12 protein-coding genes are annotated in these 13,573 nt (G+C 62.7%); 6 read left to right on the forward strand and 6 right to left on the reverse strand.

The window, feature by feature from the left end:
* Positions 1-49 precede the first annotated feature (49 nt).
* The gene (locus ACFHWW_RS13795) at positions 50-1,462 is read right to left on the reverse strand and encodes a DHA2 family efflux MFS transporter permease subunit (RefSeq protein ID WP_379938725.1); all 1,413 of its coding nucleotides are present in this window, start codon (positions 1,460-1,462) and stop codon (positions 50-52) included.
* A 253-nt stretch (positions 1,463-1,715) separates the two neighbouring features.
* Here ACFHWW_RS13795 and ACFHWW_RS13800 point away from each other — a divergent pair, with 253 nt between their 5' ends.
* The 4 genes from ACFHWW_RS13800 (at position 1,716) to ACFHWW_RS13815 (ending at position 5,855) form a co-directional block, all read left to right on the forward strand.
* Positions 1,716-2,696, forward strand: a complete 981-nt coding sequence (locus ACFHWW_RS13800) for an MBL fold metallo-hydrolase (RefSeq protein ID WP_379938727.1) — start codon at positions 1,716-1,718, stop codon at positions 2,694-2,696.
* A 190-nt stretch (positions 2,697-2,886) separates the two neighbouring features.
* Positions 2,887-4,389, forward strand: a complete 1,503-nt coding sequence (gene guaB, locus ACFHWW_RS13805) for an IMP dehydrogenase (protein ID WP_018094312.1) — start codon at positions 2,887-2,889, stop codon at positions 4,387-4,389.
* A gap of 59 nt (positions 4,390-4,448) precedes the next feature.
* Entirely contained in the window at positions 4,449-4,865 is a 417-nt protein-coding gene (locus ACFHWW_RS13810; protein ID WP_379938729.1) for an MAPEG family protein, read from the forward strand.
* 114 nt (positions 4,866-4,979) lie between these two features.
* On the forward strand, positions 4,980-5,855 hold the full coding sequence (locus ACFHWW_RS13815) for a dienelactone hydrolase family protein (protein WP_100669367.1): 876 nt from the start codon (positions 4,980-4,982) through the stop codon (positions 5,853-5,855).
* On the opposite strand, the gene oxyR is transcribed toward ACFHWW_RS13815, so the two are convergent.
* The gene (gene oxyR / locus ACFHWW_RS13820; protein WP_198516571.1) at positions 5,856-6,809 is read right to left on the reverse strand and encodes a hydrogen peroxide-inducible genes activator OxyR; all 954 of its coding nucleotides are present in this window, start codon (positions 6,807-6,809) and stop codon (positions 5,856-5,858) included. It abuts the gene before it with no gap.
* A 174-nt stretch (positions 6,810-6,983) separates the two neighbouring features.
* Here oxyR and katA point away from each other — a divergent pair, with 174 nt between their 5' ends.
* Positions 6,984-8,468: a catalase KatA gene (gene katA / locus ACFHWW_RS13825; protein ID WP_379938732.1), complete on the forward strand. Its 1,485-nt coding sequence runs from the start codon at positions 6,984-6,986 to the stop codon at positions 8,466-8,468.
* Positions 8,469-8,549: 81 nt separating this feature from the next.
* Here katA and ACFHWW_RS13830 read toward each other — a convergent pair whose 3' ends face one another.
* Positions 8,550-9,500 carry a LysR substrate-binding domain-containing protein gene (locus ACFHWW_RS13830; RefSeq protein WP_018094317.1) on the reverse strand — a complete coding sequence of 317 codons (951 nt, stop codon included), beginning with the start codon at positions 9,498-9,500 and terminating at the stop codon, positions 8,550-8,552.
* A 210-nt stretch (positions 9,501-9,710) separates the two neighbouring features.
* Between ACFHWW_RS13830 and ACFHWW_RS13835 the strand changes: the two genes are divergently transcribed.
* The gene (locus ACFHWW_RS13835; protein ID WP_018094318.1) at positions 9,711-10,007 is read left to right on the forward strand and encodes a DUF1127 domain-containing protein; all 297 of its coding nucleotides are present in this window, start codon (positions 9,711-9,713) and stop codon (positions 10,005-10,007) included.
* 330 nt (positions 10,008-10,337) lie between these two features.
* Here the strand turns inward: ACFHWW_RS13835 and ACFHWW_RS13840 are convergent, their stop codons facing one another.
* The 3 genes from ACFHWW_RS13840 to ACFHWW_RS13850 all read right to left on the reverse strand — a co-directional run bounded on the left by ACFHWW_RS13840 (position 10,338) and on the right by ACFHWW_RS13850 (position 13,557).
* The gene (locus tag ACFHWW_RS13840) at positions 10,338-11,171 is read right to left on the reverse strand and encodes a DUF937 domain-containing protein (protein WP_100669363.1); all 834 of its coding nucleotides are present in this window, start codon (positions 11,169-11,171) and stop codon (positions 10,338-10,340) included.
* A 139-nt stretch (positions 11,172-11,310) separates the two neighbouring features.
* A complete protein-coding gene (locus ACFHWW_RS13845) occupies positions 11,311-12,684 on the reverse strand; it encodes a glutamate--cysteine ligase (protein ID WP_379938735.1) in 1,374 nt (457 codons plus the stop codon).
* Positions 12,685-12,819: 135 nt separating this feature from the next.
* Positions 12,820-13,557 carry a 16S rRNA (uracil(1498)-N(3))-methyltransferase gene (locus ACFHWW_RS13850; RefSeq protein WP_324762990.1) on the reverse strand — a complete coding sequence of 246 codons (738 nt, stop codon included), beginning with the start codon at positions 13,555-13,557 and terminating at the stop codon, positions 12,820-12,822.
* Positions 13,558-13,573 lie beyond the last annotated feature (16 nt).

The raw sequence follows: 13,573 nt of genomic DNA on the forward strand, positions 1-13,573 counted from the left end.
GCGGAGCTTTCCTCGCTGACAGCGCTGCCCGATCGGAGGCTGCAGCAGATCATTTGCCGGCAGCCGTCGTTTCCACTTCCCGCACGGCCAGCCGATGGCCCGAAACGGCGGCGCCGGCATTCTTCGCCATGGCGACGAAGGGAATTGCCGCCAGAAGATTGGCGATGGCAATGATCATGAAGGCGACGTGGAAGTCTTCGAGCTCAAGCGGCCTGCCGCTGAGCGCCGTCTGGAATTCGAGAATGGCGCCTGCGACTGCGACCCCCAATGCGAGACTGATCTGCTGTAGCACGGCGCTCATCGATGTCGCCTTGCTGGCGTCGGCATCGTCGATGTCGGCGAAAGAGAGTGCGTTGACGCCGGTGAAGAAGAAGGAGCGGGCGAAGCCGGCGATCAGCAGGACGGAGATCAACAGGAGATAGGGCGTCGCCGGCGTGAAGAAGCCGTTCGCGAAAGTCGTGACGGCCGCAATCACGGCGGCGATGAGCAGCGTCGTGCGGAAGCCGGCGAAAGCGAACACGCGGCGCGCGAGGAACTTCGTGGTGATGGCGCCGACGGCGCCGACGAAGGTGATGAGGCCCGATTGGAACGGGCTGAGACCAAAGCCGACCTGGAGCATCAGCGGCATCAGGAAAGGCACTGCGCCGACGGAGATGCGGAAGATCGTGCCGCCGATCGACGCGGCGCGGAAGGCACCGTCGCGGAAGAGCTTGAGATCGAGCACGGGCGCCGGATGCCGGCGCGCATGGAAGATGTAGAGGAGCGAGGCGGCGACGCCGGCCGACACGGAAGCGATACCGATCGCCGGCGGCAGGGCCGGCAGGCTGATGACCGAAAGCCCGAAGACCACGCCCGCGGCGGCAATGCCTCCGAGCAGGAAACCGATGATATCCACCGGGGGCGGATTTCGCCGCTCCATCTCGGGCAGGTAGATGCCCGAAAGAAAATAGCCGACAATTCCAACCGGCACGTTGATCAGGAAGATCCAGTGCCAGGAGAAATAGGTCGTGATGAAGCCGCCCAGCGGCGGGCCCGCAAGCGGTCCCACCAGTGCGGGTATCGTCAGCAAAGCCATTGCCGAGACAAGCTCGCTGCGCGGCGCACTGCGCACGAGGACGAGCCGCGCGACCGGCGTCATCATGGCGCCGCCCATGCCCTGCAGGAAGCGCGCAAGGACGAAGGCGAAGAGGCTATCCGCCACCGCACAGAAGAGGGAGCCCGCGATGAAGACGAGGATCGCTGCGCGGAAGATTCGCTTGGCGCCGAACCGGTCCGCCATCCAGCCGCTCAGGGGAATGAAGATCGCCAGCGCCACCATATAGGAGGTCAGTGCGAGCTTCAGCGTGATCGGCCCGACGCCCATATCGCGCGCGATTGCCGGCAGCGATGTCGAAATGACGGTTGAATCCATCTGCTCCATGAAGAGAGCGACGGCGAGGATCAACGGGACGATGCGGTTCATGAAAGGCGCCTTGGGGCTGTCACTGCGGGCGTTAGCCCCATTGGTTCTTAATTCGAAATCGATTTGAGGACAAAATCATCAGAAACTCGAGCGCGCTGGTCGCCGGTAAGCGGTTCCGATGGCTTTGTCGGGGCGAAACCGGAGATTGAAGATCACATGCGTGTGATCCGTCCTGTCCATTTCTGTCAAGGCACTACTTTTCGCCTGTGATCACCGGCGCGCGGGCAGCGCCGGTCAACAGGAGGGAATGACGATGGCTTTTCAATTGAAGCGGCGGACGCTGTTCGCAGCAGGCGCGGGCGCATTGGCTGCACCAAGTCTGCTGGCAGGCATTGCCGGTGCTCAGGAAACGACGGAAAAGGGCGGCGCGGCGATGAGTGCGGACTTCAGGACTTTGAAACTCGGAAGTTTCAAGGTGACGGTGATCAGCGACGGGACGCGCGCCGCGGACAAGCCGCACGAGATCTTCGGTACCAATCAGCCTGCGGAGTCGGTCTCCAAACTTCTGGAACAGAATTTCCTGCCGACCAGCGGCTTCGTCAACGGCTTTTCCCCGGTTCTGGTCGATACCGGATCCGAGGTCGTTCTCTTCGACACCGGGCTTGGCGAGGGAGGTCGCGAGGCGGGCACGGGCAAGCTTGCGGAAGGGCTGAAAGCTGCCGGTTATGCTCCGGAACAGGTGACGGTCGTCGTCATCACCCACATGCACGGCGACCACATCGGCGGCCTGACGGAGGGTGGAAAGCCCGCTTTTGCCAATGCGCGCTATGTGACCGGGCAGGTCGAGTACGATTTCTGGAAGGACGGCGCCCGCGTCGGCACGCCCGCCGAAAACGGGCACAAGGCGGTGCTGGCGAAGGTCGTGCCGCTGGCGGAAAAGATCACCTTTGTCGCGGATGGCGGGGAGGTCGTCCCCGGCATCTCTGCGATGGCTGCGTTCGGTCATTCTCCGGGGCATATGATCTATCGGCTCGAGTCCGACGGCAAGGCCATGATCCTGACCGCAGACACGGCCAACCACTATGTCCTGTCGCTGCAGCGGCCGGATTGGGAGGTTCGCTTCGACATGGACAAGGCGGCTGCCAGCGCGAGCAGAAAAAAGGTCTTCGACATGATCGCGACCGACCGGCTGCCCTTCATCGGCTATCATATGCCGTTTCCGTCCGTCGGCTTCGTCGAGAGCCAGGATCAGGGCTATCGCTTCGTACCGGCGAGCTATCAGTTCGACATATGAAGAGACGGCTTGCTGCAATGCGACAACAATTCGCCGGGGCCCATAAGATTTGGGCCCCTTGGCTATTTTCATTCCGGCATATCCGTGTTACCAGCCCTCGCCAACTTCCAAGAAAAGCCTTGAAGTCACCCGGTGGACAAGTCGCTGAGCGTCCCCGGGGATTTTTCGTTTATTTGAAGAGGAACTGGCCATGGCGCGCATCATCGAAACGGCAACCGGTCTGGAGGCTTTGACCTTCGACGACGTTCTGCTCCAGCCAGGACATTCCGAGGTGATGCCGGGTCAGACGAATATCGCCACCCGCATCGCACAGGACATCGAACTCAATCTTCCGATACTCTCGGCGGCCATGGATACCGTCACCGAGGCGCGGCTCGCGATCGCCATGGCACAAGCCGGCGGCATCGGCGTCATCCACCGCAACCTGACGCCCGCCGAACAGGCGGAAGAAGTCCGGCAGGTCAAGAAGTTCGAAAGCGGCATGGTCGTCAATCCGGTGACGATCGGCCCGGATGCGACGCTTGCGGATGCTCTGGGCCTGATGAAGGCGCACGGCATTTCCGGCATTCCCGTCGTGGAAAACGGCGGTCTCGGCGGGCAGAAGCAGGGGCGCCTCGTCGGCATCCTCACCAACCGCGACGTCCGCTTCGCGTCCGATCCTTCCCAGAAGATCTACGAATTGATGACGCGGGAAAACCTTATCACGGTGAAGGAAAGCGTCGATCAGCAGGAGGCAAAGCGCCTTCTGCACAAGCACCGGATCGAGAAGCTCCTCGTGGTCGATCCCGAAGGACGCTGCGTCGGCCTGATCACGGTCAAGGACATCGAAAAGTCCCAGCTCAACCCGAACGCCGCCAAGGATGCGCAGGGCCGGCTTCGCGCCGCCGCCGCCGTCAGCGTCGGCGACGACGGTTTCGAGCGCGCCGAGCGGCTGATCGATGCCGGCGTCGACCTGATCGTCGTCGACACCGCCCACGGCCATTCGCAGCGCGTGCTCGATGCGGTGGCACGGGTGAAGAAGCTTTCCAACTCGGTGCGCATCATGGCGGGCAACGTCGCGACCGGGGACGGTACCAAGGCGCTGATCGACGCCGGCGCGGATGCGGTCAAGGTCGGCATCGGCCCCGGCTCGATCTGCACGACGCGCATCGTCGCCGGGGTCGGCGTGCCCCAGCTCGCCGCGATCATGGCGGCCGTCGAGGCCGCACAGGCCGCGGACATCCCGATTATCGCCGACGGCGGCATCAAATATTCGGGCGATGTCGCCAAGGCGATCGCCGCCGGCGCTTCGGCCGTGATGATCGGCTCGCTGCTCGCCGGAACCGAGGAGAGCCCTGGCGAGGTCTTCCTGTACCAGGGCCGGTCCTTCAAGGCCTATCGCGGCATGGGGTCCGTCGGCGCCATGGCGCGCGGCTCGGCCGACCGCTATTTCCAGGCGGAAGTCCGCGACACGCTGAAGCTCGTGCCGGAAGGCATCGAGGGGCAGGTGCCTTACAAGGGGCCGGTCTCCGGCGTCCTGCACCAGCTCGCCGGCGGCCTCCGCGCCTCCATGGGCTATGTCGGCGGGGCCACGATCAAGGATTACCAGGAGCGCGCCACCTTCGTTCGCATCTCCGGCGCCGGCCTCCGCGAGAGCCATGCCCATGATGTGACGATCACCCGCGAGAGCCCGAACTATCCGGGCGGCGCCTGATATCATCGGCGGGCGCCGTCCGGCGTCCGCCATGTCCATTGCTGACGCTGAGAGCATCGATGACAGGCTTCGAAATATTCTGGCCGATGGTGGCCCATGTCGCGCTTGTCTTTGCGCTTTATGCGCTCCTCTCCACGCGTCGGGCATCGCTCATCAGGTCGGGCGAGATCGACGCTTCCCTGTTCCGGGAAAACCGCGGCGAGCCGGGCGATAGCCTTATCGTGCGAAACAGCATAGCGAACCAGTTCGAGCTGCCGGTTCTCTTCCATCTCTGCTGCGTGCTGCTCTACATCACCGAGGCGGACAATCTCCTCTCGCTTGGTCTCGCCTGGCTTTTCGTGGCGCTCCGTTATGCTCACGCCTTCATCCACGTCACGAGCAATCGGCTTCGCTTTCGCCAGCCGCTGTTCATGGCAGGTTTCATCGTGCTCTTCGCGATGTGGACATGGCTTTCCGTCTGGATGGCGATGAGCTGAGGTAACGCAGTTTTGTAAGTCCGTGACCGTGCCGCTGACCTATCCTGTCGCCGGGTGGTCTGCTGCCGCCTGCTACAGCGACATTTGATCTGCCATAGCCCCAGGGAGAGCGTCATGAACAAGCCTGTCATCACCCAGGCGATGATCGATGCCTATGACGAATATACGCATCTCACTTTGGATCGCCGCCGTTTCATGGAGAGATTGACGGCGCTGGCGGGTACGGCTGCGGCTGCCGCCGCAATCGCGCCGATGCTGGCTGCCGATAGTGCCAAAGCCGAAGTGATTGCCGAGACGGACGAGCGCATCAAGGGAGAGGACATCACCTATCCCGGCGCCGACGGCGAAATGAAGGGATATCTCGTCAGACCCGCCGATGCGTCCGGCAAGCTTCCCGCCGTTATCGTCATTCACGAGAATCGTGGCCTGAACCCACACATAAGAGACGTTGCGCGCCGCATGGCGCTCGAAGGTTTCGTGGCGCTTGCGCCCGATTTCCTGTCGCCGGACGGTGGCACACCGGCCGACGAGGACAAGGCGCGGGAGATGATCAGCGCACTCGACGCAACCGAGACGAATGAGAATGCCGTCGCCACCGTGAGCTTTCTGAAAGGCCATGCGGAAAGCACCGGCAATGTCGGCGCGATCGGCTTTTGCTGGGGCGGCGGTCTCGTCAACAGGCTTGCCGTGAACGCACCCGATCTCAAGGCCGGCGTGGCCTATTACGGCGCCCAGGCGAAGGCCGAGGACGTGCCGAAGATCAAGGCGGCGCTGCTGCTGCATTATGCCGGGCTCGACGAGCGCATCAATGCCGGCATAGAGGCCTACCGCAAAGCGCTGACGGAAAATGGCAAGGACGTGACGATCCACGTCTATGAAGGTGTGAACCACGCTTTCAACAACGACACCTCGGCGGCGCGGTACAACAAGGAGGCGGCCGACCTCGCCTGGCAGCGGACCGTCGAATTCCTGAAGACGAAGCTGGCTTGATCATGCGGCTGGACGAGGCGCAGCTTTCGCCGCGCCCCGTCCGGCCGAGGCAGCGTCCCGTGAGATCTCCCGGGCGCAGGCCGATATGGCGTCTGCAAGCGCGTCCATGTCGCGCGGCCGCGGGTTGCTGCGCCGCCAGATGAGCCCGATTTCGCGAGAGGGCTCCGGGGCGGCGAAGGGCAGGATCCGGATCGCGTTGCGTGCGGCTTCGCTCGGTATCGCGATCTCGGGGATGAGTGTCATTCCCATGCCGTTTGCCACCATCTGCAAAAGCGTTGCCATCGACGTGGCGCCGAAACTCAGGAGCTGCCGTTTGCCGGCCGTATTGCAGACGGCCAGCGCCTGATCACGCAGGCAATGGCCTTCTTCGAGCAACAGCAGCTGCGATATATCCACCTGCTCTTCCGTCATCGGCGACATGAGCACATGTCGGTCGTTCTCCGCCACGGCCATATAGAAGCGGTCGGAAAACAGCGGCCGGGTTACGATGCCGTCCGCATCGACCGGCAGCGCCGCCACGACCGCATCCAGCCGGCCGTCGCCGAGATCGGCGATGAGCCGGTCGGTAAGCGACTCCTTCAGCTCTATCTCGATCGCCGGATACCGTTCGCGCAGGTAGGGAATGAGCCTCGGTACGAGATAGGGCGCGAGCGTCGGGATAACCCCGAGGCGGACCCGCCCCTCGAGAGTGCCCGTGTTTGTCCGGGCGCTCTCCTCCAATCTGCCGACATCCGCGAGGATGGAACGCACCTGCGCCAGCACTTCCTCGCCCTTGACGGTCAGGAAAACGCCGGCGCGGCTCCGTTCCACCAGCTTCACGCCCAGATGTTCTTCCATCTCCATGATCTGCGCAGAGAGCGCCGGCTGGCTGACATGGGTGAGTTCGGCCGCCTTGCCGAAGTGGCGAGTGGCCGCGAGGGCATCGAAGTAACGCATCTGCCTGAGTGTCAACATGATAGGAAAATCTTATCGTAATCAGCAGGAAATACAATTGGAGATTATCGTCCCGGGATGGGAGAAACCAGTGCCAAGGCATTCCATGCGCTATGCCGATCGTGGCTGCTGTCGTCAGCCGTCACGCTCTCCAGCGAGCATCGGAAGCCGAAACGTCGAAACAGGAGGGATGCGATGACAGATCGTCCGACGATCACCACCACCGCCGGGGCGCCGGTGCCGGACAACCAGAATTCGCTGACGGCAGGGCCGCGCGGCGGCATCATGCTGCAGGACTATCAGCTCATCGAGAAGCTGGCGCATCAGAACCGCGAGCGCATTCCGGAACGCGTCGTCCATGCCAAGGGCTGGGGTGCTTTCGGCACGCTGAAAATCACCGGTGACATCTCGCAATACACCAGAGCGAAATGTCTCCAGCCCGGCGCCGAAACGCCGATGCTGGCCCGCTTCTCGACCGTCGCCGGCGAACAGGGCGCCGCCGACCACGAGCGCGACGTCCGCGGTTTCGCGCTTAAATTCTACACCGGGGAAGGCAACTGGGACCTCGTCGGCAACAATACGCCGGTCTTCTTCATTCGCGATCCCTACAAGTTCCCCGACTTCATCCACACGCAGAAGCGGCATCCGAAGACCAATCTGCGTTCCGCCACTGCCATGTGGGACTACTGGTCCCTGTCGCCGGAAAGCCTGCATCAGGTGACGATCCTGATGTCCGACCGCGGCCTCCCGCAGACGCCGATGCATATGAACGGCTACGGCTCGCACACCTATTCCTTCTGGAACGACGCGGGCGAACGCTACTGGGTGAAGTTCCACTTCAAGACGCAGCAGGGCCACAAGTTCTTCACGAACGAGGAAGGCGAAACGGTCATCGGCAAGACCCGCGAGGGCTATCAGGAGGCACTGTTCTACGCGATCGAGAACGGGGCTTTCCCGCGCTGGACGGTTCAGGTGCAGATCATGCCGGAGCTCGACGTGGAGAAGACGCCCTACAACCCGTTCGACCTGACCAAGGTCTGGCCGCATGCCGACTACCCGCCGATCGAGATCGGCGTGCTGGAGCTCAACCGCAACCCGGAAAACTACTTTGCCGAGATCGAGAACGCAGCCTTCTCGCCCTCCAATATCGTTCCCGGCATCGGCTTCTCGCCGGACAAGGTGCTGCAGGCCCGCATATTCTCCTACGCGGATGCCCACCGCTACCGCCTCGGCACGCATTACGAACACATCCCGGTCAACCAGCCGCGCTGCCCGGTTCACCACTACCATCGCGACGGTCAGATGAACACCTATGGCGGCATCCGCACCGGCAATCCGGACGCCTATTACGAGCCGAACTCCTTCAATGGACCGGCCGAACAGCCGCTGGCCAAGGAACCGCCGCTCAGAATAGACGGCGACATGTCCCGCTACGACCACCGCGTCGGCAATGACGACTACATTCAGGTGCGGGCGCTGTTCGACCTTTTCGACGAGGGGCAGAAGTCGCGCCTCTTCTCCAACATCGCGGCCGCCATGGGCGGCGTCCCGGGCGAGATCATCGAGCGGCAGCTCATTCATTTCGCCCGCGTCCACCCGGAATACGAGGCGGGCGTCCGCCAGGCGCTGAAGACCGCCCACGGCTACGAGGCGGACACGATCAGCACGGCCGCCGAGTAGTCCGGCGCCCGTACCGGCAAGCGCGAAGGCCACGCCTCAGCAAGGCGTGGCCTTCGTCATTGGAGGAGATATGTAAGCGGCTCACCAGCCCGGCAGCATATGGCTCTGTCTGAGGCGCGGATAACGGGGATAGCCCTTGAGATCGCCTTCGAGATCGTCGTTGACGGTGATCGGCGTGATGTTGTCCAGGCAGGCGGTAATGTGATTGGTGATCGCGTTCGACAGCGACGGCGAAAGGCCGGGGCGCTTCATGATGCCGATCTGCACCGGCGCCAGCGACGGGAAGCCGTCGGCCAGCGTCAGCACCTTCATGCCCGGTCGCAGTGCCGACTCCGGAAGGACGGAGACCGCCATGCCGGCGAGCACCGCCGCGGCAACGACGGTCGAGGACCAGCTCGTGAACAGGATCTGATATTCCTTGCCGGTCGCATCGAGCGCCGCGCAGGCAGCCTGCCGCCACTGACAGTCGCGCCGGCCGACCGCAAGCGGGATTGGCGCATTCTCGGGCAGCGGATGATTGATGGAGCTGACCCAGCAGAGCGGTTCGGTTCGTACGACGTCGGAAGCCCGCGCACGCGGATTGTGGGTGACGAGCGCGATGTCGAGATCGCCCTTCGCCATTTTTTCCGCGAGGTCCACCGAAGGCTCGCAAACGATGTAGAGCTCGACGTTCGGATGCGTCTTGGCGAAGCGGACGATGATTTCGGGCATGTAGCGGTCCGCGTAGTCGTCCGGTGTGCCGATCCGCAGCGTGCCCTCGAGGCGGTTGTCGTCGAAGGAGGCTATTGCCTCATTGTTGAGGCGGATCATCCGGCGGGCAAAATTCAGGAGCCTGTCGCCCTCGACGGTCAGCCGGTTGCCCCGGCCATCCTTCATGAAAAGCGGCTTGCCGATCCGCTCTTCCAGGCGTCGCATCTGCATCGACACGGCGGATTGAGTCTTGAAGACACGGTCGGCCGCCTTGGTGAAGCTGCCCGTGTCTGCGATTGCTACGAAGGTTTGCAGCTGGTCGATATCGAGCGGTGCGGACATGGCCGGAATACCTATAAGATTGTTTGATGAATATCATTAAAAACATTCGTTGGACTGATCAATAAGGATTTGCGAATGATAATCCGCAAACCACGTCAATCTTTCCGGCCAAAATAGTCGCCGGTTCGCCAAAAGTATTTCCGCCTGCCCCTGCGAAAGACCTCCCCGCAGGGGACGGGTTTCTTCGTGCCCGCGAAAAGGAGTTCCGTCATGCGCACGACCCACCACGCCTCCGGTTTCGGCCTCGTTGCGAGCAGGCAGTCGCCTGCAGCCCGCACAACAGGCATCATCGGCGTGCTGACGGCCGTCTGGCGCCTTTATCGAAACCGCTGCCAGATTGCCCGCCTGCAGGATCTCGACGATCGCCAGTTGCTGGACATGGGTTTGAAACGCGAAGACCTGCACGAGGCGCTGACCTCGGCCTTCTTCGAAAACCCGGGCAGCTACCTGACGCGCGCCTCACGCAATCGGGCGAACCTCTTCTACAGGGGAGTGCGCCACGATTGACCCCTCATGGCGCGTCCCGCCGCCTCGGATGCGCCAGTGCGGCATGATCTGCGAAATCTTCGCCTCGCGCGGATCATGCCGCGAATTTTAGATCGTGCCGATGGCACGTCGTAACAGTTCCCCGCAGGGTATGAGCCAATAGACCCTGCTGCTTGCCCGGTACATGCCAAGACGTGTACCGGGCTTTTTTGCGCGTCCGATAAGGCGCGGCGCGGTGCTCGGACGCAGCTTTCCTCACCGATTTATCGGCATGTTTCCAGTTTGGGAATAAATCATGGCGGAGGCCAGTCGAGCGCGTGCCCGTCCTGCGGAGAGGGGCAATCCCGGCGGCTACGCCTTGCCGCCCGAGCCGCCCTTGTAGCTCTCGAACAGCGCGTCGATGCTCTTCTGATATTCCTTTTGCATTTCCAGCCCGCTGTCGAAGAGACTGTTCATCGCCTGCGAAAACTGGGCGAAGGCCGGGTTGTCGGCCGGCGCTTTCTGCGCCGTGTCGGCGCCCCGCATCATCTCCGCATAGGCCTTGAAGAACGGATTGTCGGCGAAAAGATCGGCTGCTTTCGGCTTATCGCCGGCCTTGCCCGTTTCTCCCGGCTTGCCCATGCCGAAGAAGCCCTGCATCGCCTGGGTGAAAGGATTGTCGAAGGGGTTGGACTGCGGTTCGGGCTTCTTGGCGAGGCCTGTCGCCTCCATCCATTGCTGCATCAGCGTCATCATCGGATTGTCGGCGAGCCCACCGCTCATCTGCCCCGTGGTCTGTTTGAAGAGCCCGCCCATCAGCGTACTCGCCATCACCGGCAGCATCTGCTTGTAGATCTCCTGACCGATTCCCGTCATCTGGGCCGCCTGCGCCGCAATCGCGCGCGACATTTCCTTCGAGCCGAAAAGCTGGCCGAGAATGCCGTTGCCATCTGCGACACCCTGGGGTGTGAACGCCTGGCTCATGTCTTCGAAATATCGGGCGTAATTGCCGGTCGAGAGCGCCGTCAGCAGCGCGCCGAAGTCGTAGGGGTTCGTCGTATTGTACTTAAAGCCGGTGGAAAATGCGGGCATCAGCGCTGCCGTGGCTTTCGCCATCTGCTCCTGCGCGAGCCCGAATTGTTTCGCCATCAGTTCGATGGCGTGGCCGTTCTGCGCCTGCGCGAACATGTCAAAAAGCGGTGCCATTGGCGTTCCTTCCCGGGACGAGCGACGCATGTCCTTGCACTATAACGGGAATTGGAGGGCTGGAAACCGCTTTTTCTGAAGCGCCAGACAGGGGCGGAAGGAGCATGTCGGCTGCGCTCCGTCCGGGTAGAGGGTCCGCTCAGTATTGGTAGTCGGCGAAAACCGGTTCGACCGATTCGTTCCAGCGGCCGTGATAGAGCGAGAGCATGTCTTCCGCGAGCGTCGCCTTCTTCGCCAGCACTTCGTCAAGCGGTGCCAGGAACTGGCTTTCGTCGATGCCGTCGCCGTTCAGCCGGTTGCGGCGCTTGAGGCCGTTGCGCGAAATGGCGAGAACCTCGCGCGCGACATCGAAAAGCGACCTCGACCGGAATTCGGCCGCGAGCGCCTTTGCGGGCACGGCATCTCTGAGTGCCAGGACCTCTTCGTAACCCCAATCGCGGGTCAATTCCTCGGCTGCCGACAGGGCCTCGTCATCGTAGAGCAGGCCGACCCAGAACGCCGGCAGGGCGCAGATCCGCCGCCAGGGGCCGCCGTCTGCCCCGCGCATTTCCAGAAAACGCTTCAGACGGACGTCGGGAAAGAGAGTCGACAGATGATTGGTCCAGTCGCCCATCGTCGGCTGCCACTCGGCGATTTCGCCCTTCAGCGCCCCGTTCATGAACTGACGGAAGGTGACATGGGTGCAGTCATGGTAATGCCCGTCGCGGACGACGAAATACATGGGGACGTCGAGCGCCCATTCCACATAGTCGCTGAAGCCGAAGTCCGGCTTGAAGGCCGTCGGCAACAGGCCCGAGCGCCGGTTGTCGGTATCGCGCCAGATGTCTCCCCGCCAGGAAAGCAGCCCGTTCGGCTTGCCTTCGGTGAAGGGGGAGCTCGCAAAGAGGGCGGTGGCGAGCGGCTGCAGCTTCAGGGAGACCTGCATCTTCCGCCGCATGTCCTCTTCCGAGGAGAAGTCGAGGTTAACCTGGATCGTGCAGGTGCGATACATCATGTCGAGGCCCTTGCTGCCCACCTTGGGCATGTAGCGCGTCATGATGGCGTAGCGCGATTTCGGCATGCGCGGCGTCTCGGCGAAGCTCCATTTCGGACTGCCGCCGATGCCGAGGAAACGGATGCCGAGCGGTTCGGCGATTTCCCGAAGCACGGCAAGGTGCTGGTTGGATTCCTTGCAGGTCTGATGGAGGTTCTCGAGCGGTGCGCCGGAAAGCTCGAATTGCCCGCCCGGCTCGAGCGAAATCGCTCCATTGCCCGAGGGCTCGGCAAGGCCGATGACATTCCCCTCGTCCACGATCGGCTCCCAGCCGTTCCTTTCGGCCATACCGTTCAGGAGCGCCTGGATGCTGGCCTCGCCGAAATAGGGCACCGGGCTGTTGTCCGCCTTGAAGAAGGCGAACTTCTCATGCTCGGTGCCGATCCGGAACTTTTCCTTCGGCTTCGATCCGGATGCCAGATAGGCGGTCAGTTCAGCGACAGAGGTAACCGGCGTCTGGTCGGTAGTGTCTCGGGCCATATTCGTCTTCTTTGCCTGGGCGGCTCCTGCGGGGTCAGCAGGATCGGATGGAGTGCTTGAACCGTAATCAAGTGCGGCGCAAGTCAATTTCTTTCAAGATGCCCTCAAAAAAACTAGGAGCAAGCGGATGACGCATCATCGCCAGTCGCCAAGCGTCGCCTGAATGACGGCCATCGCAGCCACTGCCGCGGTATCGGCGCGCAGGATGCGCGGCCCGAGAGGGATCGCCGTCACGAAGTCACGGCTCCGCAGCAGATCCCGCTCCGCCTCCGAAAAGCCGCCCTCCGGCCCGATCAGGAGCGCCAGCCGGCGTTCGGCAATTCCCTCGAGGATGGGCAGTGGATTCTGGCTGTCGTTTCCCTCGTCGCAGAAGACGATGCGCCGGTCGCGCGGCCAGTCCATGAGAAGGTCCTCGAGCTTGCGGGGTTCTTCGACTGCCGGGATGCCGAGCACGCCGCATTGCTCCGCCGCTTCGATGACGTTGGCGCGAACGCGTTCGAGGCTGCCGATCTTTCCCTGGACATGCTGGGTCATGACTGGCTGCAGCACGCCGGCGCCCATTTCCACCGCCTTCTGCACGAGATAATCGAGCCGCCCTACCTTAAGAGGCGCAAACAGGTAAACGAGATCGCAAGGGGCGGGCTGAGGGCGCGTCTGCTCGACCGCGACGAGAACCGCCTGCTTGCGCGAAGGCATGGCTATCTCCGCCCGCCATTCGCCGTCCCGGCCGTTGAAGACCAGAAGCGATGCGCCTTCACCCAGGCGCAGGACGTTGATGAGATAGTTGAACTGCTCCCTGGTGGCTTCATGTTTCGCTCCGGCGTGGAGCGGGTTCTCGATGAACAGTCGCTGCATGCGGAAATTGGCGCGCATCGGTATCGGGTACCTT

The sequence above is a fragment of the Sinorhizobium sp. P24N7 genome (genome assembly GCF_042436655.1).
GTDB classification, from domain to species: Bacteria; Pseudomonadota; Alphaproteobacteria; order Rhizobiales; family Rhizobiaceae; genus Sinorhizobium; species Sinorhizobium meliloti_A.